At 73.3% G+C, this 18,272-nt stretch carries 21 protein-coding genes; 9 read left to right on the top strand and 12 right to left on the bottom strand.

Annotated features, from left to right (window positions below; all coding sequences use genetic code 11):
* Window positions 1–8: 8 nt before the first annotated feature.
* The 5 genes from O7542_RS28545 (at window position 9) to O7542_RS28525 (ending at window position 5,233) form a co-directional block, all read left to right on the top strand.
* Window positions 9–998, top strand: a complete 990-nt coding sequence (locus O7542_RS28545) for a sugar ABC transporter permease (RefSeq protein ID WP_043328051.1) — start codon at window positions 9–11, stop codon at window positions 996–998.
* Window positions 995–1,828: a carbohydrate ABC transporter permease gene (locus O7542_RS28540; protein WP_030504579.1), complete on the top strand. Its 834-nt coding sequence runs from the start codon at window positions 995–997 to the stop codon at window positions 1,826–1,828. Before O7542_RS28545 ends, O7542_RS28540 begins: the two co-directional genes overlap by 4 nt.
* Window positions 1,825–3,192: a GH1 family beta-glucosidase gene (locus O7542_RS28535; protein WP_069087792.1), complete on the top strand. Its 1,368-nt coding sequence runs from the start codon at window positions 1,825–1,827 to the stop codon at window positions 3,190–3,192. Before O7542_RS28540 ends, O7542_RS28535 begins: the two co-directional genes overlap by 4 nt.
* A 19-nt stretch (window positions 3,193–3,211) precedes the next feature.
* On the top strand, window positions 3,212–4,219 hold the full coding sequence (locus O7542_RS28530; RefSeq protein ID WP_166457603.1) for a LacI family DNA-binding transcriptional regulator: 1,008 nt from the start codon (window positions 3,212–3,214) through the stop codon (window positions 4,217–4,219).
* Window positions 4,220–4,327: 108 nt separating this feature from the next.
* Window positions 4,328–5,233 carry a GNAT family N-acetyltransferase gene (locus tag O7542_RS28525; RefSeq protein WP_281605453.1) on the top strand — a complete coding sequence of 302 codons (906 nt, stop codon included), beginning with the start codon at window positions 4,328–4,330 and terminating at the stop codon, window positions 5,231–5,233.
* On the opposite strand, the gene O7542_RS28520 is transcribed toward O7542_RS28525, so the two are convergent.
* Window positions 5,226–5,744: an O-acetyl-ADP-ribose deacetylase gene (locus O7542_RS28520; RefSeq protein ID WP_281605452.1), complete on the bottom strand. Its 519-nt coding sequence runs from the start codon at window positions 5,742–5,744 to the stop codon at window positions 5,226–5,228. The two genes, O7542_RS28525 and O7542_RS28520, sit on opposite strands and share 8 nt — an antisense overlap.
* A gap of 1 nt (window position 5,745) precedes the next feature.
* The gene (locus O7542_RS28515) at window positions 5,746–6,537 is read right to left on the bottom strand and encodes an EI24 domain-containing protein (RefSeq protein WP_166457600.1); all 792 of its coding nucleotides are present in this window, start codon (window positions 6,535–6,537) and stop codon (window positions 5,746–5,748) included.
* Window positions 6,538–6,577: 40 nt separating this feature from the next.
* Here O7542_RS28515 and O7542_RS28510 point away from each other — a divergent pair, with 40 nt between their 5' ends.
* Entirely contained in the window at window positions 6,578–7,570 is a 993-nt protein-coding gene (locus tag O7542_RS28510; RefSeq protein ID WP_064446851.1) for a YafY family protein, read from the top strand.
* Here the strand turns inward: O7542_RS28510 and O7542_RS28505 are convergent.
* Window positions 7,561–8,475 (bottom strand): SDR family oxidoreductase, encoded by a 915-nt coding sequence (locus O7542_RS28505; RefSeq protein ID WP_064446698.1) that lies wholly within the window; start codon window positions 8,473–8,475, stop codon window positions 7,561–7,563. The two genes, O7542_RS28510 and O7542_RS28505, sit on opposite strands and share 10 nt — an antisense overlap.
* A gap of 76 nt (window positions 8,476–8,551) precedes the next feature.
* On the opposite strand from O7542_RS28505, the gene O7542_RS28500 reads away from it, so the two are divergent.
* Window positions 8,552–9,223, top strand: a complete 672-nt coding sequence (locus tag O7542_RS28500; protein ID WP_113973518.1) for a nucleotidyltransferase domain-containing protein — start codon at window positions 8,552–8,554, stop codon at window positions 9,221–9,223.
* A 5-nt stretch (window positions 9,224–9,228) separates the two neighbouring features.
* Here the strand turns inward: O7542_RS28500 and O7542_RS28495 are convergent, their stop codons facing one another.
* The 5 genes from O7542_RS28495 to O7542_RS28475 all read right to left on the bottom strand — a co-directional run bounded on the left by O7542_RS28495 (window position 9,229) and on the right by O7542_RS28475 (window position 12,740).
* Window positions 9,229–9,966: an alanyl-tRNA editing protein gene (locus O7542_RS28495; protein WP_064446700.1), complete on the bottom strand. Its 738-nt coding sequence runs from the start codon at window positions 9,964–9,966 to the stop codon at window positions 9,229–9,231.
* A gap of 11 nt (window positions 9,967–9,977) precedes the next feature.
* Window positions 9,978–10,865 (bottom strand): alpha/beta hydrolase, encoded by an 888-nt coding sequence (locus O7542_RS28490; RefSeq protein ID WP_043328034.1) that lies wholly within the window; start codon window positions 10,863–10,865, stop codon window positions 9,978–9,980.
* Window positions 10,862–11,176, bottom strand: a complete 315-nt coding sequence (locus O7542_RS28485; protein ID WP_013288803.1) for a DUF2516 family protein — start codon at window positions 11,174–11,176, stop codon at window positions 10,862–10,864. Before O7542_RS28485 ends, O7542_RS28490 begins: the two co-directional genes overlap by 4 nt.
* A 71-nt stretch (window positions 11,177–11,247) precedes the next feature.
* Window positions 11,248–12,054, bottom strand: coding sequence for a hypothetical protein (locus O7542_RS28480; RefSeq protein WP_113973519.1), 807 nt, complete (start codon window positions 12,052–12,054; stop codon window positions 11,248–11,250).
* The gene (locus O7542_RS28475) at window positions 12,051–12,740 is read right to left on the bottom strand and encodes a helix-turn-helix transcriptional regulator (protein ID WP_281605451.1); all 690 of its coding nucleotides are present in this window, start codon (window positions 12,738–12,740) and stop codon (window positions 12,051–12,053) included. The genes O7542_RS28480 and O7542_RS28475 overlap by 4 nt, the downstream gene beginning before the upstream one ends.
* A gap of 113 nt (window positions 12,741–12,853) precedes the next feature.
* Between O7542_RS28475 and O7542_RS28470 the strand changes: the two genes are divergently transcribed.
* Window positions 12,854–13,654, top strand: coding sequence for an alpha/beta hydrolase (locus O7542_RS28470; protein WP_281605450.1), 801 nt, complete (start codon window positions 12,854–12,856; stop codon window positions 13,652–13,654).
* 121 nt (window positions 13,655–13,775) lie between these two features.
* On the opposite strand, the gene O7542_RS28465 is transcribed toward O7542_RS28470, so the two are convergent.
* The 4 genes from O7542_RS28465 to O7542_RS28450 all read right to left on the bottom strand — a co-directional run bounded on the left by O7542_RS28465 (window position 13,776) and on the right by O7542_RS28450 (window position 17,298).
* Window positions 13,776–14,735 (bottom strand): asparaginase, encoded by a 960-nt coding sequence (locus tag O7542_RS28465; protein ID WP_281605449.1) that lies wholly within the window; start codon window positions 14,733–14,735, stop codon window positions 13,776–13,778.
* 94 nt (window positions 14,736–14,829) lie between these two features.
* Window positions 14,830–15,672 carry a 3-keto-5-aminohexanoate cleavage protein gene (locus tag O7542_RS28460; protein WP_069087799.1) on the bottom strand — a complete coding sequence of 281 codons (843 nt, stop codon included), beginning with the start codon at window positions 15,670–15,672 and terminating at the stop codon, window positions 14,830–14,832.
* Window positions 15,673–15,784: 112 nt separating this feature from the next.
* Window positions 15,785–16,894, bottom strand: a complete 1,110-nt coding sequence (locus O7542_RS28455) for a folate-binding protein (RefSeq protein ID WP_281605448.1) — start codon at window positions 16,892–16,894, stop codon at window positions 15,785–15,787.
* A complete protein-coding gene (locus tag O7542_RS28450) occupies window positions 16,891–17,298 on the bottom strand; it encodes a Fur family transcriptional regulator (RefSeq protein WP_083296943.1) in 408 nt (135 codons plus the stop codon). The genes O7542_RS28455 and O7542_RS28450 overlap by 4 nt, the downstream gene beginning before the upstream one ends.
* A 91-nt stretch (window positions 17,299–17,389) precedes the next feature.
* On the opposite strand from O7542_RS28450, the gene O7542_RS28445 reads away from it, so the two are divergent.
* On the top strand, window positions 17,390–18,247 hold the full coding sequence (locus tag O7542_RS28445; RefSeq protein WP_281605447.1) for an aminotransferase class IV: 858 nt from the start codon (window positions 17,390–17,392) through the stop codon (window positions 18,245–18,247).
* Window positions 18,248–18,272 lie beyond the last annotated feature (25 nt).

The following is an 18,272-nucleotide window of genomic DNA, read 5'->3' as shown; positions in this document are numbered from 1 at the left end:
CCCGGGTCATGGCCGTCCAGCTCGACGCCCGCCCGCCGGTCGCACCGGCACCCCGCCCCACCCGTCCCGGCCTGGGCAACCGGCTCAGCCGACTCGACACGAAGTACTCGCCGTACCTGTTCATCGCCCCGTTCTTCCTGCTGTTCGGCGTCTTCGGGGCGTACCCGCTGGCGTACACGTTCTGGGTCTCGCTGCACGACTGGGACCTGCTCGGCGCCGAACACCCGTACATCGGCTTCGACAACTACACCCAGCTGCTCGCCGACTCGGACTTCTGGCACTCCGTGGTCAACACGCTGGGCATCTTCGTGATCTCCACGGTCCCGCAGTTGCTCGCCGCGCTCTGGCTGGCCAACCTGCTCAACCGGCAGTTGCGCGCCCGTACCACCTGGCGGATGGCGGTGCTGATCCCGAACGTCACCTCGACCGCCGCCGTGGCGATCGTGTTCGCAGTCCTGTTCGGCCGCGAGTTCGGCATGATCAACTGGCTGCTCGACCACGTCGGGATCAGCGCGATCGACTGGAAGGCGAACCGGTTCGCCGCCTGGGTCGCCATCTCCACCATGGTCGACTGGCGCTGGACCGGCTACAACGCGCTGATCTTCCTGGCCGCCATGCAGGCCATCCCGCGCGACCTGTACGAGTCGGCGGCGATCGACGGCGCCGGCCGGGCCCGCCAGTTCTGGTCCATCACGGTGCCGCTGCTCAAGCCCACGATCATCTTCGCGGTCATCATCTCCACCATCGGCGGCCTTCAGCTCTTCACCGAGCCGCGGATGTTCAACTCCGGCACCAACGCGATCCGCGGCGGACCGCTGCGCGAGTCGCAGACGGTGACCATGTACATGTTCGAGAACGCCTTCGCGCCGCACTACAACTTCGGCTACGGGTCGGCGGTCGCCTGGCTGCTGTTCGCGCTGATCGCCGTGGTCGCGGCGATAAACGTCCTGCTCCTGCGCCGGCTCGGCGGCGGCTCCCGCAAGGAGGTCTCCCGATGACCCGCCTCTGGTCGGCAAGCCGGCTCACCTACCTGGCGCTGACGCTCTCGGCCGTCCTGTCGATCTTCCCGATCTACTGGATGTTCGTGGTGGCCAGCCGCACCAGCGACACGATGGGCCAGGTGCCGCCGCCGCTCACCCCCGGCGGCAACCTCGGCGCCAACATCGCCCGGCTGTTCGACAACACCGACGCGTACTTCCTGACCGGCCTGATCAACTCGGCGATCGTGGCCACCACCGTCACGATCTCGGTGGTGTTCTTCTCCACGCTGGCCGGGTTCGCGTTCGCCAAGCTGCGCTTCCGGGGGCGCAACGCGCTGCTGCTGGTCATCGTCGCCACCATGATGGTCCCGACGCAGCTCGGCGTGATCCCGCTCTACCTGCTCATGACGAAGCTGAACTGGAACGACCGGCTGCCCGCCGTGATCGTGCCGGCGCTGGTCACCGGCTTCGGCGTGTTCATGATGCGCCAGTACGCGGGCCAGGCGGTCAGCACCGAACTGATCGAGGCGGCCCGGATGGACGGCTGCAACACCGCCCGGATCTACTGGAACGTGGTGCTGCCCGCGCTGCGCCCGGCCGCCGCCGTGCTCGGCCTGCTCACGTTCATGACCACCTGGAACGACTTCCTGTGGCCGTACGCGGTGCTGAACGACCCGGAGAACCCGACGGTGCAGCTGTCGCTGCGGGCCCTCTCCGACGGGTACTACCAGGACATGTCGCAGGTGTTCACCGGCACGGCCATCGCCACGCTGCCGCTGCTGCTGGTGTTCATCGTCTTCGGCCGCCAGATCATCGGCGGCATCATGGAAGGTGCGGTCAAGGCATGAGCAACGTCCGATTCCCGGAGGGCTTCGTCTGGGGCGGGGCCACCGCCGCGTACCAGATCGAGGGCGCCGCCCGCGAGGACGGTCGCGGTCCGTCGATCTGGGACACCTTCAGCCGTACGCCGGGCGCGGTGTTCGCCGGCCACACCGGCGACGTGGCCTGCGACCACTACCACCGGTACGCCGAGGACGTCGCGCTGATGGCCGAGCTGGGGCTGCGGGCGTACCGGTTCTCGGTGTCCTGGCCCCGAGTGCGGCCGGACGGCACCGGCCCGGTCGAGCCGCGCGGGCTCGACTTCTACGACCGGCTGACCGACGCGCTGCTGGACGCCGGCCTCGACCCGATCGTCACGCTCTACCACTGGGACCTGCCGCAGGCGCTGGAGGACCGGGGCGGCTGGACCGTCCGGGAGACCGCCGAGCACTTCGCCGAGTACGCGCTCGCCGTGCACGGCCGCCTCGGCGACCGGGTCCGCACCTGGACCACGCTCAACGAGCCGTGGTGCTCGGCCTACCTCGGGTACGGCTCCGGGGTGCACGCGCCGGGGCGGCGGAACGCCGGTGACGCGTTCCGGGCCGTACACCATCTGCTGGTCGGCCACGGCCTGGCGGCGCGGGCGCTGCGCGCGGCCGGCGTGGAGACGCTGGGGATCACGCTCAACCTGGCCGACGTGCAGCCGGCGGACGCCGCGAGCGCCGCTGACGCCGAGGCGGTACGGCTGGTCGACGGCCTGCACAACCGGATCTTCCTGGACCCGCTCACCGGCGGTGGCTACCCGGCGGACGTGCTGGCCCACGTCAGCCGGATCGTCGCGCCGGACTTCATCAGGGACGGGGACGAGAAGCTGATCGCCGCGCCGCTGGACCTGCTCGGCCTGAACTACTACGCGCCCACCTACGTGGCCGGGCGGGCGGGCGGCGCGGGCGGGGACGCGTACCCGGGCACGGCCGGGACCGTCGAGTTCCTGCCGCCGGCCGGGCCGCTCACCGACATGGGCTGGTCGATCGAGCCGGCCGGGCTGACCCGGCTGCTGGAACGGGTGGCCGCCGACCACCCCGGGCTGCCCCTGATGATCACCGAGAACGGCGGGGCGTTTCCGGACACCGACCTCGACGAGCAGGGCGGGGTGGCGGACACCGACCGGGTCGCCTACCTCGACGGGCACCTGCGCGCCGCGCACGAAGCCATCGCCCGCGGCGTGGACCTGCGCGGTTATCTCGTATGGTCGGTGCTGGACAACTTCGAATGGGCCGAGGGTTACCGGAAGCGATTCGGGATCGTCCACGTCGACTACCTGACCCAGCGGCGCACACCAAAGCACAGCGCCCGCTGGTACCAGGAGGTGATCGCCCGGAACGGGCTGTGACGAGGTGGTGGTTACGGGGATGACGACGGCACAGCGACCGACCCTGGAGGCGGTGGCCCGGCTGGCCGGCGTGTCCCGGGCCACCGTCTCCCGGGTGGTGAACGGCTCGACCACTGTGGCCGAGCCGATCCGGCAGGCGGTACGCCGGGCGGTCGAGGAACTCGGGTACGTCCCGAACCTCGCCGCCCGCAGCCTGGTCACCCAGCGGACCGACTCGGTGGCGCTGGTGCTGCCCGAGGCGGCCACCCGGGTCTTCTCCGACGACCAGGTGTTCCCGGGCATCATCAGGGGCGCGGCGCAGGAGCTGGAGGCGGCGGACAAGCAGCTCGTGCTGATGCTCGCCGGCTCACCGGCCGGACACGAACGGGTCGAGCGGTACACCACCGGGCGGCACGTCGACGGGGTGCTGTTCGCCTCGCTGCACGGCGAGGACCCGCTGCCCGGCCGGCTGGCCCGCCTCGGCATCCCGGTGGTGTGCAGCGGACGGCCGCTGGACGGCGCCGACGTGCCGTACGTGGACGTCGACCACGAAGGCGGCGTGAGCACGGCGGTCCAGCACCTGATCGCGAGCGGACGCCGTCGGATCGCCACCATCGCCGGGCCGCAGGACATGGTCGCCGGAATCGAGCGGCTGATCGGCTACCGCAGCGCGATCACCGAGGCCGGGCTGCCGGAGCTGGTCGCGTACGGCGACTTCACCCGGGAGTCGGGCACCGCCGCGATGCGCGAGCTGCTCGCCGCCGACCCGGAACTGGACGCCGTGTTCGCCGCCTCCGACCTGATGGCGCACGCCGCCCTGCGCACGCTGCGGGAGGCCGGGCGGCGGGTGCCCGAGGACGTGGCGGTGATCGGGTTCGACGACATCGAGACGGCCGCGTACACCGAGCCGCCGCTGACCACCGTGCGGCAGCCGATAGTGGAGCTGGGCCGGTCGATGACCCGGCAGTTGCTGCGCATAGCGGCGGGCGAGGAGGTCGAGCAGGCGCTGGTGCTGCCCACCGAGCTGGTGCTGCGCGAGTCCGCGTAAGGAAGGGCCCCCTCTTAACGCCTCAGGTAGAGGAGGGGGCCCTTGTTAACAGCCCGCTCCGCGTTAACCGGTCGCGGGGCGGGTGGCGGCGGGTCTAGGGTCCGCCGGATGAACGCAGCCGAGATCCGTCCCGCCCGCCCCGACGACGCGCCCGCCGTGGTGGCGTTGCGCGCGCTCGTCTTCCCCTATCTGGTGCGCGGCGTCGAGTCGACCCGCCGCATGATCGCCGAACCGCCGCCCGGCGAGGACTGGGCGGCCTGGGTCGCCGAGGCGGACGGCGAGGTCGTCGGCTGGGCGTCGGCGTACCGCAACACGCAGACCTCGACGCCCGGCGTGGGGATGATCTCCCTGCTGCACGTACACCCGGCGCATCGCCGCCACGGCACCGGCGCGGCGCTGTTCGACACCGCGCTCGGGCACCTGCTGACGCTCGGGTCCACCGAGGTGCTCACCTACGCGCATACCGAGTCGCTGCCGTTCGCGCAGCGGCACGGCTTCACGCCCAGCCGGGAGGTGCGTTACTCGGCACTGGACCTGAGCACGCCCCCGCCGATGCCGCAGCCGCCGCCGGGCGTACGGCTGGTGTCCGCCGCCGGGCTCGACCCGCGTCTGGTGCACCGGGTCGACGCCGAGGCGTCCCGGGACGAGCCGGGGGACGTGCCGACGGACTCGCTCGGCTTCGACCTGTGGCGCCACGAGTGCTGGGACAACCCCGGGCTGGACCGGGCGGCCAGCACGCTCGCCGAGGTGAACGGGGAACTGGTCGCGCTGAGCCTGGTCAAGCGGGACGGCGACCGGATGTGGTCGGACTTCACCGGCACGCTGCCCGCCTACCGGGGCCAGGGCTTGGCCCGGCTGACCAAGCAGGCCGCGCTGCACGCCGCCGCCGCTCGCGGGGTACGGACCGCGTACACCTCAAACGACGAGGCGAACGCGCCGATGCTGGCGGTGAACGAACGGCTCGGCTACCGGCCGGTGGACAGCCAGTGGTCGTGCCGGCGCGCGCTCAGCTGAGCCCGGCGGCCACCCGCACCGCAGTGGCGTACGTATCGGCGCCGAACAGCACCAGCCGCGCCTCGGTGACGTGCGCCGGGGTGGCCGCGTGCAGCACGGTGAGCGCCTGCGCCACCGCGTCGTCGACCGGCCAGCCGTAGATCCCGGCGGAGATCAGCGGGAACGCCACCCGGGTCGCGCCCAGCCCGTCGGCGACGCGCAGGCTGTTGGCGTAGCAGTCGCGCAGCAGCGCCGAACGGTCCTCGCGCGGCGAGAAGACCGGCCCGACCGTGTGCACCACCCAGCGCGCGGGCAGGTTGCCGGCGGTGGTGGCGACGGCCTGGCCGGTGGGCAGCCCGCGCCCGTACCGGGAGGCGCGCAGCGCCCGGCACTCCTCCAGGATCGCCGGGCCGCCGCGCCGGTGGATCGCGCCGTCCACGCCCCCGCCGCCGAGCAGCGACGAGTTGGCGGCGTTGACTATCGCGTCGACCTGCTGCGCGGTGATGTCCCCCTCGATCAGGACCGTGTCCATCTCAGCTCTCCTCGATCGGCTGGCCCAGCGAGCGGCGGGCCAGCAGCGCGGCGCCGGCGACGGCGGCCGGCATCACCAGCACCGCGCCGAGCGGGATCAGGAAACACAGGAAGACCGCCACCCCGAAGCCGAGCACCGTCGGCCGGTCGGCCCGCAGCCGCGACCGCCGGTCCGGCAGCCGCATCCCCCGCCGGTAGAACGGCGCGCCGACCAGCTCCAGCGCCAGGAACCAGCCACCCACCAGGGCACCGACCACCGGGACCACCGTCTGTCCCACCACCGGGATGAAACCGGCGGCGAACAGGGGTACGCCGATCAGCGCGGACAGCGCCACCAGGCGCAACGAGTCGGCGAGGCTGCGCCGCAGCGAGGACCAGAACGGCACGTCCACCGCGCCGGGGGTGCCGCCGAGCCGGTCCTCGACCCGCTCCGAGATCGCCTCGTAGAACGGGTCGCCGACGACGAGCGTGACGGCGGTGAACGTGAGCACCCCGACCAGCCCGGCGACCCCGACCACCGCCAGCCCGGCGGCGACCCGCAGCAGATTGCGCCAGGGCGACGACCAGTCGTCGGCGAACGGGGTGAGCCAGCCCGCCAGGTCGCCGACGAAGTAGAGCAGCGTGGCGAACAACGCCACGTAGAGCGCGCCGGTGATCAGCGCCGGGATCACGCCGAGCAGCATCAGCTTCGGGCTGCGGACGTACATGCCGAAGCCGCGCAGCAGCAGCCCGGCGCCGCCGAGGAAGCGGGTGGCCGCGCCGGTGACCGGCGCGATCGTACGGGAGGCGTTCACGACGGCACAGCCTAATCTGCCGGTGCACCACAATGGGCCGGTGCGTGCGTCCCGGCTGATCTCGCTTGTGCTGCTGCTCCAGTCGCGGGAGACGATGACCGCTGCCGAGCTGGCCCGCGAGCTGGAGGTGTCCGAGCGGACCGTCTACCGGGACGTGCTGGCGCTCTCCGCCGCCGGTGTCCCGGTGTACGCGGACCGGGGCCGGGCCGGCGGCTACCGGCTGCTGGGCGGCTACCGGACCCGGCTGACCGGGTTGAGCCGGGACGAGGCCGAGGCGCTGTTCCTGGCCGGGCTGCCCGGACCGGCAGGGGACATGGGACTGGCCGACTCGGTGGCCGCCGCCGAGCTGAAGGTGCTCGCCGCGCTGCCGCCGAGCCTGCGGGACGCGCCCGCCCGTACCGGGCAGCGGTTCCACCTGGACGTCCCCGGCTGGTTCCGGGAGACCGCGCCGCCGCCCGCCCTCGCCGAGCTGGCCCGGGCCGTCTGGCGGGACCTGATGGTGGAGCTGCGCTACCGGCGCGGGGACCGGGAGGTGACCCGCACGCTGGCGCCGTACGGGCTGGTGCTGAAGAACGGGGTCTGGTACCTGGTCGGCCGGGTCGGTGACGGCTGGCGGACGTACCGGGTGGACCGGGTTGTCTCGGCCGAGGTGAGCGCCGACGGCTTCGACCGGGACGAGGACTTCGACCTCGGGGCGTACTGGCGGGAACAGGCCGGCGCGTTCCTGCGCGAGCTGCTGCGGGAGCGGGTCACCGTGCGGCTCGGCCCGGCCGGGCTGCGGGCGCTTCGGCACCTGGTGGACGCGCCGTTCGTCTACACCGAGGCGGTCGACGCGGCCGGTCCGCCGGACGAGCAGGGCCGGCTGGTGCTGCGGCTGCCGGTCGAGTCGGTCGACGTCGCGTACACCCAGTTGCTGGCGCTGGGCCCGGAGGTGGAGGTGCTGGCGCCGCCGCAACTGCGGGCGCGCTTCGCCGAGGCGGCCCGCCGCGCGGCGGCGCTCTACACCGATCCGCCGTCAGACGGTCAGCGGTAGCCGTCCGGGTCGGCCGGCTTACCAGGCTTGACCACCTCCTCGTAGTAGCGGGCCCAGTGCGGGCGGCTGCCGTCGACGTCGGTGAAGCCGTACACCTGGGCCAGACCGCCGCTGTCCAGCGACTTGCCGTTCCAGCGGGCCCGGTCCGGGTCGGCGGCCAGGGCCGCCACCGCGCGCCCGACGAACGCCGGCGTCTCCGACATGACGAAGTGGGGCTCGGTCTTCGCGCCGTCACGCCAGTTCGCCTCGGTGACGCCGTAGTGTTCGAGCATCGCCTCCGAGCGCAGCCAGCCCGGCGTGAGCGCGACGGCGGTGCAGCCGTGCGGGGCCAGCTCGTGCGCCTGGCTGAAGCCGAGCCGGTTCACCGACACCTTCGCCAGGTCGTAGAAGACCGACAGGCGGTACTCGCTGTCGTTGTGCTCCTTGGTGCCGTCGCCGACCTCGACGACCAGGCCGCCCGGATTGCGGATCAGCAGCGGCAGCGCGAAGTGGCTGGTGATGATGTGCGTGTCGACAGCCAGCCGCAGCGTACGGAAACCGGCGTCGAGCGGCTGCTCCCAGACCGGCTTCTCCCAGGTGATCAGCGGGTCGGCGCCCCAGACGTCGTTCACCAGCACGTCGAGGCGGCCCTGCTCGGCGTCGATCCGCTCGACCAGGGCGCGTACCTGCTCGGGGTCGAGGTGGTCGACAGCGACGGCGATTCCGGTGCCCCCGGCGGCCGTGACCAGCTCGGCGGTCTCCTCGATGGTCTCCGGCCGGTCCATCTCGGAGCGGCGCTCGCGGGTGGTGCGGCCGGTGGCGTAGACGGTGGCCCCGGCGGCGCCGAGCTGCACGGCGATCTGCCGGCCGGCGCCCCGGGTAGCGCCCGCGACGAGCGCGACAGTTCCGGTCAGTGGTGAGTTCATGGGATCACCGTGTCAGCGATACCTGACAACGGAAGTCCGGTTTCCCGAACGAACCGGATGGGCGATCATCACCGGTATGCACCTGCTGCTGTCCGGGATCGTCGGCTCGGTCGCGTACGGGCTGGCCGGACCCGGCTCGGACACCGACCGGCTCGGCGTGTTCGCCGCGCCCACAGTCGCGTTCCACGGCCTGCGCCCGCCCCGCGAGTCGGTGGTCACCACCGACCCGGACGTCACGCTGCACGAGGCCCGCAAGTACGCGCTGCTGGCGCTGAGCGGCAACCCCACCGCCACCGAGCTGATGTGGCTGCCCGACGACTGCTACGAGACCCGTACCGGGTTCGGTGAGGAGCTGATCGCGATCCGGTCGGCGTTCCTCAGCGCGCCGCGCGTCCGTGACGCCTACCTCGGGTACGCCGCGCAGCAGTTCCGCAAACTCGCCGGCCGGCCCGCCGACGCCGGTGGGCGGCTGCGCTCGGCGAAGCACGCCCGGCACCTGGCCCGGCTGCTGCACCAGGGCCGGGTGCTGTACGCGACAGGCGTACTGGAGATCCGCCTCGCCGACCCGGAGTGGTTCCGCGCGTTCGGCGAACGGGTTTCCGGCGGCGCGCTGGAGGAGGCGCAGGCGCTGGTGGCGGACGCCGAGGCGGAGTTCGACCGGATCCGCTCACCGCTGCCGGAGCGCCCGGACGAGGAGACGGTGGAACGCTGGCTGCTCGCCGTCCGGGCGGCGTACCTGCCGCGCTGAGCGGGTCAGTCCGCCAGGCGTACGCGTACCCGGCGGTTGGCCCGCCCCTTGCTCTCCACCTTGACCACTTGGACCTTGCCGATCTGGGCGGTGGAGGCGACGTGCGTGCCGCCGTCGGCCTGCACGTCCAGCCCGACGATGTCGACGATCCGCACCTCCTGCTCCTCCGGCGGGATCAGGTTCGACTGGGTACGGATGATGTCCGGCAGCGCGAGCGCCTCGGCGCGTGGCAGCACCCGCACCGCCACCGACCGGTCGGCGGCCACCTCGGCGTTCACCAGTTCCTCGATGCGGGCCTTGAAGTCCGGCGGCACCTCGGGCAGGTTGAAGTCCATCCTCGCCTCGCCCGGCTCCATGTTGCCGCCGGTGACGAGCGCGCCGAAGTCACGGAACACCACGCCACAGAGCACGTGCAGCCCGGAGTGGGTACGCATCAGCATGGTCCGGCGGGCGTCCTCCACCGCGCCGACCACCTCGGTGCCGACCGGCGGCACCGGGTCGCCCTCGGCCGGGATCAGCCACAGGTCGTCGCCCTTGCGGGTGCCGACGATCCGGGTCTGTACGCCCTGCCAGAGCAGCACCCCGTGATCCGGCGGCTGCCCGCCCCCGCCCGGGTAGAACGCGGACCGGTCCAGCACGATGCCCTGCTCGGGATCGGCCGCCAGCACCCGGCAGGTCCACTCGCGCAGGGTCGGGTCGGCGAGGTCGAGCCGGTGCGTACGGCCGTGGTGTGTGACGCCCATGGACGGCGACGTTACCCGTTCAGGAACTCCGAGACGCGCCCCCGCAGGTCGGCGCGTTCGGTCCAGAGCACGCCGGGCCTGTCGTACACGTGCAGTGTGGCGTTCGGGAGCGCGGCGGCGAGCCGTTCGGCGACGGCGACCGGGTGCAGGTCGTCGTCGGCGGCGGCGATGACCAGCGCCGGCGCGGTGACCGCGGCGAGCGACCCGGCGTCGTCGAGCGGGGCCTGGGCTGGCAGGTCGGCCAGCCCCGGCGCAAGCCCGTCGCGCAACAACTGGTCGAGCCGCTGCCGCAGGTAGGCCCAGCCGGCCGGGGTGTTGCGCACCGACGGCGGCAACTCCAGCGACACCACGTCGGCCAGCGCCGAGGCGTCGCCCTCGGCCACCGCGTCGAGCAGGCCGGTGAGCCGGGCGCGGGCCACCTCGCCGCGCGGTGTGTCCAGCACGGCGGGCAGGAAGAAGACGAGTCTCTCGAAGCGTTCCGGGCTCTCCGCGAGCAGCCGGCAGAGCGCGCCCGCGCCGAGGCTCGCGCCGAACGCCCGGGTCGCGCCGCTCAGGTCCGCCATCGCGCGCAGGTCACGGGCGAGGTCCAGGTAGGTCCACGGGCCGGGCGGGGAGTCGGAGCGGCCGTGCCCGCGGAACTGGAAGAAGACGCGCCGCCCGGCGACGCCGCTGCCGAACGGGCGGGTGGTGGCGATGCCACTGCCCAGCCCGTGCGCGAACACGGTGACGGGGTCACCCGTGCCGGTGACCAGCCGTTCCAGGCTCACCCCGTGCGGGGTGGCGACCAGCTCCGTCTCCGGCTCGGGCAGCGCGGGACGCCCGGTTCGGGGCGCGCCGGGGCCGGGCCCCCAGGTGCGGGGACCGCCGTCCGGCGGCGGAGGCCAGCGGAAACCTCTCACCAGGACCCTCGGCCGTCGTGCAGGTCCCGCAGGCCGGGCCGCACGTCGAGCAGGTAGATCAGACCGGCGGCGATGCCGATCAGTCCGAACAGGCTGATCGGGCCGAAGCCGAGCAGGGTCAGCAGCAGGCAGACCGCCAGGATGGCGACCCAGCCGCCCTTGGGCAGCGTGCCGAGCGCGGCGAAACCGTCGCCGCGCTGGGTGACCGCGTGCACCAGCGCCACTCCCTGTACGACCAGGGCGAAGACGAGCAGGATCAGCTGGATCACGTCTTGGACTGCGAACGCGAAGATCGGCGCGGCGATGGCCATGGGGGCAAGCTTATGCCGAGACCCCGGAAACGTCCGACAAGACGTTGTCCGGGGTCCGGTGGAGCATCAGGTCACTCGGCGGCCGGGCGGGTCCGCTTCGTGGCCTTCGGCAGCTTCGCCGACGGGGTGGCCGGCTTGGTGGCCTTGGTGGCGGTCGTCTTGGCGACGGCCTTGGTGGCGGTCGCCTTGGTGGCGCGGGTGCGCTTCACCGCGGCCGGCTTGGCGGCCACCGCCTCGGCCACCTCGGCCGGGCTGGGCACATCGGTCGTCGCGGCCGCGGTGTCCGGCTTCGCGGCCACCTCGGTCTTCGTCGCGACCGCGACCTTCGGGGTGACCTCGGCCTTCGGGGCCACGTCGGTGCCGGTGGCCTCGGTGGCCTGGATGTCGGCGTTCACCGTGTCGGCGGCCTCCAGCACGCCGGCGCCGACGACACGCTCACCACGGGCGACCAGTTCGGCGTACGCGGCCAGCGCGCGCTCCTGCGCGGCGTGCGCGCCGGCCACCACGACGGCGGCGTTACGGGTGGCGGCCTCGCGCAGCTTGTCCAGGTTGGCGGCCTCGCGCAGCTTCTCCAGGTTCGCCGCCTCGCGCAGCTTCTCCAGGTTGGCGGCCTCGCGGAGCTGGTCGAGGTCGGTGGCGACGGCGCGCTCGCGCAGCCCGGTCGCGGTCTGGTTGGCGGTCTTCAACGTCTCGGTGGCCTTCTGGCGCAGCTCGAAACCGGTGACGACGGCCTTGCCGCCGAGGTCGGTCACGACCCGGGTGCCGAGGCCGCTGACCACGGTGGGCAGCTTGCGCAGCTGCTCCAGGGCCAGCTCACCGGCGCCGGCGGCGGCGTAGAGGGGTGCGGGGATGCGGTTGGTCTTCGGCTGGGTGGTCATGACTGCTCCTCTTCGGCCGCACCGGCGGCCTTCCGGGCCGCCCGGCGGGCGGCCGTGTCCTGCTGGGCGGCGGTGGTCGGGGCGGGCGCGGTGGTCGGGGCGGGCGCGGTGGTCGGGGCGGGCGCGGTGGTCGGGGCGGGCGCGGTGGTCGGGGCGGGCGCGGCACCCGCTTCGGTGACGGCTACCGATTCGAGGACCGCCTCGGTCGGCGTGCCCTCCGGCGTGACCGGACCGGTAGCGGCCGCCGCCACTGTCGCCGGGGCCTCCGGCGCGGTGGCCGGCTCGGTCGCGGCGGCCTTCTCGGCCGTCTCCGCCGCCCCGGCGGCCTCGGTCGCCTCGGCCAGGCGGGCGTTCTCGCGCCGGAACGTCTCGTAGATCTGGGTGAGCGACTGCTTCTGGGCCATGGTCAGCTCGGGGTCGACGGCGATCGCCGCGAGCACGCCCTGCCCCTCCTTGTCGTCCAGCAGCCCGGCCCGCAGGTACATCGCCGGGGTGGAGACGCGCAGCGCGCTCGCGAGCTGCTGGAGCACCTCGGCGCTCGGCTTGCGCAGCCCTCGCTCGATCTGGCTCAGGTAGGGATTGCTGACACCCGCCTGCTCGGCGAGCTGGCGCAGTGAGATCTTCGCGTTGCGCCGCAGGTCGCGAATGAACCCGCCGACATCGGGAAGGTCCTTGCTGGTGGCCATGACTCAACGCTAGCTCGGTCCGCTAACTGCTGCAAGCAAAACGCTAGCCAGAGTTAGCAGGGTCACCGATGGCGGGTTGCGGAGCCCATGTCCGTTCCGTACGGTTCTCCCCCGTGACCAAGATCGATATCAACGGTGCCCAGCTCGCGTACGACGAGAGCGGCACCGGCACCGCCGTGGTGCTGCTGCACGCCGGCATCGCCGACCGGCGGATGTGGCGCGGGCAGATCCCGGCACTCGCCCAGCGGCATCGGGTGATCGCGCTGGACCTGCGCGGCTACGGAGAGTCGGAATTGCCGCCCGCGCCGTTCGCCCACCACGACGACGTGATCGGGCTGCTCGACGCGCTGGGCATCGAGCAGGCCGCGCTCGTCGGCTGCTCGTTCGGCGGCCGGGTCGCGGTGGACACCGCGCTCGCCCACCCGCAGCGGGTCTCGGCGCTGGCGCTCTTCGGCGCGCCCGTCTCCGGCAACGAGTGGTCCGAGGAGACCGAGCAGCTCTGGGAGGACCTGGTCGGCGACGTGGACCCGGAGGACTTCGCCGCCACCGCCGCCGGGGAGGTGCGGTTCTGGGTGGTCGGCCCGACCCGCCGCCCAAAGGACGTCGACCCGGAGCTGATCCGGTTCGCCGAGGAGATGGACCGCCGGGCGCTCGCCGCCGAGCAGGCGCTGAGCGCGGTCGACGTCGACGAGCTGGACCCGCCGGCGATCGACCGGCTGGGCGAGCTGCGCGTACCGGTGCTGGTCGGCACGGGCGCCGACGACCTGGCCGACATCCGCCGCCTGGCCGACCGCATCGCCGACGAGGCCCCCCGGGGCATACGCATGCCGGACGTCCCCGACGCGGCCCACCTGCTCCCCCTGGAGCGCCCCACCGAGACCAACACCGCCCTCCTGCCGTTCCTCCCCTCCTGACCGCCCCGCTCCTCTCCCCTCGCCGCGTTGATCTTGCACTTGCAGCCCTCGGCACGCCTGGAATGCGCATTTCGCCGGGGCAGTAAGTGCAAGATCGCCGGGGGTAGAGGGCGGGGAAGGGTTACCAGGTGGGGCGGATGGCTCCTACCGGGAGGCCACCGCCGAGCAGGGGCGGTTCGGCGTACTCGGTGAGGATGGGGGCGCGCACGTCCAGGCGCGCCAGGGCCGACACCAGGACGGGTGTGCGGGCCCTCGCGGCGCCGTCGTCGATCTTCAGCGCGACCGCGCCGACCCCCGGGACCGCCGCCGCGATCACACCCTCCGCGCCGATCTTGGCGAGCAGACCGGGTACGCCGCGCATCAGCCGCGTGTCCTCGGCCTGGGTACCGCCGACCAGTTCCGGGTACGTGCGCATCGCGTCCGCCACAGTCCGCTCGACGGCGCCCGGCTCGGCGTCGACCAGCCGCAGGAACGCCCGCGCCAGCCCGGTGAGCGAGACGGCGAGCACCGGCGCGCCGCAGCCGTCCACCCCGACCGCCGCCGCCCGCTCCCCGGTGAACTCCTCGATCGTGGCGGTCAGGCGCTGCTGGAGCGGGTGCTCGGGCCGCCAGTAGCCGTCCAGCGGCCAGCCGGCGGCCAGGCAGGTGCGCAGCATGCCGGCGTGCTTGCCGGAGCAGTTCATCAGCACCCGGGCGGGACCGCCGCCGGCCCGCAGCACCGCCTCCCGGGCGGCTTCGCCGACCGGCAGGTCCGGCGGGCAGTGCAGCGCGTCCCCGGTGAGGCCGCCGCCGCGCAGCAACGCGGTGACCCGCTCGATGTGGAACTCCTCACCGGCGTGGCTGGCCGAGACGAGCGCCAGGTCGGCCGGGTCGGTGAGCGGCAGCCCGGCCCGCAGCATCCCGATCGCCTGCATCGGCTTGTTGGACGAGCGGGGGAAGATCGGCGAGGTCACGTCTCCGGCCCCGGCGACAGGCGCTCCGGCGGCGTCGAGCACCACCACGGAACCCCGGTGGAAGCCCTCCACGAAACCGGACCGGACCACCTCGGCGAGCGGCGCGCCGCCCTCGTACGTCTTTCCCACGTAATGGACCGTACCGATGGGGCGGGCCCGGCCGACGGCGGGGTGACCTGCGGCGTCGCCCGGGGCCGTACAGGGCCGCCGGCCGGTACGCCGCTTACCGGCCGGTGGCCGGAAGACCGAGCAGCGTACGGGCCTCGGCGGTGGTCAGCGGAGGCCGCTGGGCGAGCTGGGCGAAGCCGACCGCCCGCGCGACGAGCTGCATGTTGGACTCCACCGGGCGCCCCTTGGCGTACGTGACCGTGTCCTCCATGCCGACCCGCAGGTGACCGCCGGCCGACAGCGAGGCCAGCATCACCGGGATGGTGCTGCGCCCGATGCCGGTGGCCGCGAATGTGGTGCCCTCGGGCAGGTCACGCAGCATCTGCTGGGCCGCCACCAGGGTCGCCGTGGTGCCCGGCATGCCACCCGGCACCCCCATCACGAAGTCGACGTGCACGTGCCCGCCGTGCGGCAGGCCGTACTTGCCGAGCAGCCGCTGCAGGGCGGTGAGGTGGCCCAGGTCGAAGATCTCGTACTCGGGGACGACGCCGCGTTCCTGCATCCGGGTGTGCAGGTCGACGATGAACTCCCACCGGTTGAGGAACACGTCGTCGCCGAAGTTGACGGTGCCCATGGTGCAGGAGGCCATGTCCGGCGCGGCGTCGAGCACCGCCAGCCGGGCGGACTCCGGGTCGGTCACCGCACCCCCGGAGGAGAGCTGCACGATCAGGTCGGTGCTCTCCCGCAGCGCCGCCACGGTGTCGCGCAGCCGCCCCTGGTCGAGCGTGGGCCGCGCCTCGTCGTCGCGGATGTGGACGTGGATCACGGCGGCGCCGAGCGCCTCGCACTCCTTGGCGGTCAGCAGCAGCTCGTCGAGCGTCACCGGCAGCGCCGGCACCTCAGCCTTCGCCGACTCCGCGCCGGTGGGGGCAACCGTGATCAACGTCCCTGTCGTCATGCCCCGGATCCTAGACCGGTGCCCGACGTCGGGTCGACCGGAGGATTTCCGGTGCGGGCGGCGTTAAGAAGGGACCCTTCCTCTACCGGAGGCGTTAATAGGGGGCCCTTCCTTACACGTCGATGGCGGCGGCGCTCTCGCCCACGAGCAGGCGGGCATCGTCGGGCGTGTTGCGCTTCAGCACCGCGAGCGCCACCTGACCCAGCTCGAAGTGCTGCACGGCGGTGCCCACGAAGCCGACCGTCCGGCCGTCGAGCGTCACCGGCGTACCGGCCACCGGCGGCTGGTCGCTCGCCACGCCGTCCAGATGCAGCAGGACCAAGCGGCGGGGCGGCTTGCCCAGGTTGTGCACCCGGGCCACCGTCTCCTGGCCCCGGTAGCAACCCTTGTCCAGGTGCACGGCCGGGGCGATCAGGTCCACCTCGGCCGGGATCGTGCGGTGGTCGGTGTCCACCCCGGCCCGCACCTGCTTGGCGGCGACCCGGACGGCCTCGTACGCCCACAGCCCGGCGACCGGCACCCCGGCGCCGCGCAGTTCGGCGACCACCCCGTCCGTGGCGGCGCGGGGCACGAGCAGGTCGACGCCGAGCGCCACCCGGCGGGCCCAGCCGCCGACCGGTAGCGGCTTGACGTCGTACACCACGGAGGGCCGCGCGGGCAGCTCGCCGGAACGGAACTTCGGACCCGGCACCGCGGCCACGTCGGGAGCGGCCAGCCCGGTCACGCCGAGCATGTCGAGCGCGCCGGGCGCCTCCGGCCCGACCAGCGACAGCAGCGCGAACTCGGCGGTGGCGTCGCGCGGGTCGACCTTGCTGAAGAACCGCATCTTCTCCAGGTACGACAGCAGTCCGCCGGTCATGCCCGGCTCGGTGTCCAGCCAGGTGGTCTCGCCGTCGTCGGCGACCATCGCGTGCTGCTCGACGTGCCCGTGCGGGGAGAGCACCAGCAGTTCGGTGCCCTGCCAGGGGGCCAGCGCGGCCAGGTGCTGGCTGGTGAGCGTGTGCAGCCAGCTGATCCGTTCCTCGCCGGGCACCGCGACCACGCCCCGGTGCGACCGGTCGACCAGGCCCACGCCGGTGGCCAGGAGCCGCTGCTCACGCATCGGGTCGCCGTAGTGCGCGGCCACCGGCGCGACACCGGCCGCCCGGTGGGCCGGCTCGGGCTGGTCCCTGGTCTGGTCGTCGATGCTGTCGGTGGTCACCGCTCCGGCGATGTCGATCATGCGTGTTCCCCGTTCAGTGTGCAGCGGCCGCAGACTCCGAAGAGCGCGACGTGCCCGATGTCGACCTGGAATCCGCGCTGCTCGGCCAGCTGGTCGGCGAGCGGGCGGAGCATCTCGGGTGAGATCTCGTCGATCGCCCCGCACTCCCGGCACACCAGGTGCACGTGCTGGTGCTCGCCGGCCGCGTGGTAGGTGGGCGCGCCGTGCGAGAGGTGCGTGTGCGTGACCAGGCCGAGCCGCTCCAGCAGCTCCAGGGTGCGGTAGATGGTGGTGATGTTGACGCCGGCCGCCACCTCGCGGACCGCCGTGTGTACCTGCTCCGGGGTGGCGTGCCCGAGGTCGAGGACGGCCTGGAGCACCAGCTGCCGCTGCGCCGTCAGCCGCAGCCCGCGCGCGCGGAGCATTTCCGCGAGGGAGGATTCGGACACCCTTCGATCATAGTTCGGCCGCCGCGCCGGTCCGTCCGCCGCCGGGGTACGCCACTACGCTGCGCCCGTGGAGGCGACGCGGGTGGCGGTGCTCGGCCGGGGGCTCGTACCGGCCGGTGAGCCGGTGCTGCGCGGCGACGACCGGGGTGTGCTGCACGGCGACGGCCTGTTCGAGACGCTGCACCTGCGCGACGGGCTTCCCTGGCTGCTGGAGCCGCACCTGGCCCGGCTGCGGGCGGGCGCGGCGGCGATCGACCTGCCGCTGCCCTCGGACGACGCGCTCGTCGAGCTGCTGGACGCGGTCCGCGCCGGCTGGCCGCCGGAGACCGAGGGCGCGTTGCGGCTGGTGTGCACGCGAGGGCCGGAGGGCGGCGGGCGGGCCACGGTGTACGCCACGCTGGGCGAGGTGCCCGCCGCCGCCCGGCTGGCCCGGCGTACCGGGGTGACGGTGGCCACGCTGCCGCTCGGGGTGGCCGCCCGGTCCCGCCCCGAGCTGGGGTGGCTGCCGAACGGCGTGAAGTCCACCTCGTACGCGCTCAGCACCGCCGCCCGGCGCTGGGCGCAGCGGACGGGCGTGGACGACGTGCTCTGGGTCTCGACCGACGGCTACGTGCTGGAGGGACCCACCGCGAACGTGGTGTGGCTGCGCGGCGGGACGCTCTGCACGGTGCCGGCGGCGCAGACCGGAATCCTGCCCGGCGTGACCGCCCACCACCTGCTGAGCCGCGCCGGAGAGCTGGGCCTGACCCCGGCCGAGCACCTGCCGACAGTGCCCGACCTGCACGCCGCCGAGGCGATCTGGCTGACCAGCTCCCTACGCGGCCCCACGGAGGTCACAACCCTGAACGGAACCCCCCGCCCGAGTTCCCCCCTGACCCCCCGCATCCAGGCCCTCCTGAACTTCCCCCGGCCCTCCCCCCGTTGATCATGAAGTTGGCGGTGACAAATCG

The sequence above is a fragment of the Micromonospora sp. WMMC264 genome (assembly GCF_027497275.1).
GTDB lineage: Bacteria > Actinomycetota > Actinomycetes > Mycobacteriales > Micromonosporaceae > Micromonospora > Micromonospora chalcea.
This window is presented reverse-complemented; position numbering and strand designations above follow the sequence as displayed.

Excerpts from the sequence above, each read along its gene's own strand:
- O7542_RS28525 (WP_281605453.1), top strand. The coding sequence starts at position 4,328 with ATGAACGCAGCCGAGATCCGTCCCGCCCGCCCCGACGACGCGCCCGCC.
- O7542_RS28480 (WP_113973519.1), bottom strand. The coding sequence starts at position 12,054 with ATGACCACCCAGCCGAAGACCAACCGCATCCCCGCACCCCTCTACGCC.
- O7542_RS28455 (WP_281605448.1), bottom strand. The coding sequence starts at position 16,894 with ATGATCGACATCGCCGGAGCGGTGACCACCGACAGCATCGACGACCAG.
- O7542_RS28505 (WP_064446698.1), bottom strand. The coding sequence starts at position 8,475 with ATGAACTCACCACTGACCGGAACTGTCGCGCTCGTCGCGGGCGCTACC.
- O7542_RS28520 (WP_281605452.1), bottom strand. The coding sequence starts at position 5,744 with ATGGACACGGTCCTGATCGAGGGGGACATCACCGCGCAGCAGGTCGAC.
- O7542_RS28545 (WP_043328051.1), top strand. The coding sequence starts at position 9 with ATGGCCGTCCAGCTCGACGCCCGCCCGCCGGTCGCACCGGCACCCCGC.
- O7542_RS28495 (WP_064446700.1), bottom strand. The coding sequence starts at position 9,966 with ATGGGCGTCACACACCACGGCCGTACGCACCGGCTCGACCTCGCCGAC.
- O7542_RS28485 (WP_013288803.1), bottom strand. The coding sequence starts at position 11,176 with ATGGCCATCGCCGCGCCGATCTTCGCGTTCGCAGTCCAAGACGTGATC.
- O7542_RS28530 (WP_166457603.1), top strand. The coding sequence starts at position 3,212 with ATGACGACGGCACAGCGACCGACCCTGGAGGCGGTGGCCCGGCTGGCC.
- O7542_RS28475 (WP_281605451.1), bottom strand. The coding sequence starts at position 12,740 with ATGGCCACCAGCAAGGACCTTCCCGATGTCGGCGGGTTCATTCGCGAC.
- O7542_RS28460 (WP_069087799.1), bottom strand. The coding sequence starts at position 15,672 with ATGACGACAGGGACGTTGATCACGGTTGCCCCCACCGGCGCGGAGTCG.
- O7542_RS28535 (WP_069087792.1), top strand. The coding sequence starts at position 1,825 with ATGAGCAACGTCCGATTCCCGGAGGGCTTCGTCTGGGGCGGGGCCACC.
- O7542_RS28450 (WP_083296943.1), bottom strand. The coding sequence starts at position 17,298 with ATGCTCCGCGCGCGCGGGCTGCGGCTGACGGCGCAGCGGCAGCTGGTG.
- O7542_RS28540 (WP_030504579.1), top strand. The coding sequence starts at position 995 with ATGACCCGCCTCTGGTCGGCAAGCCGGCTCACCTACCTGGCGCTGACG.
- O7542_RS28500 (WP_113973518.1), top strand. The coding sequence starts at position 8,552 with ATGCACCTGCTGCTGTCCGGGATCGTCGGCTCGGTCGCGTACGGGCTG.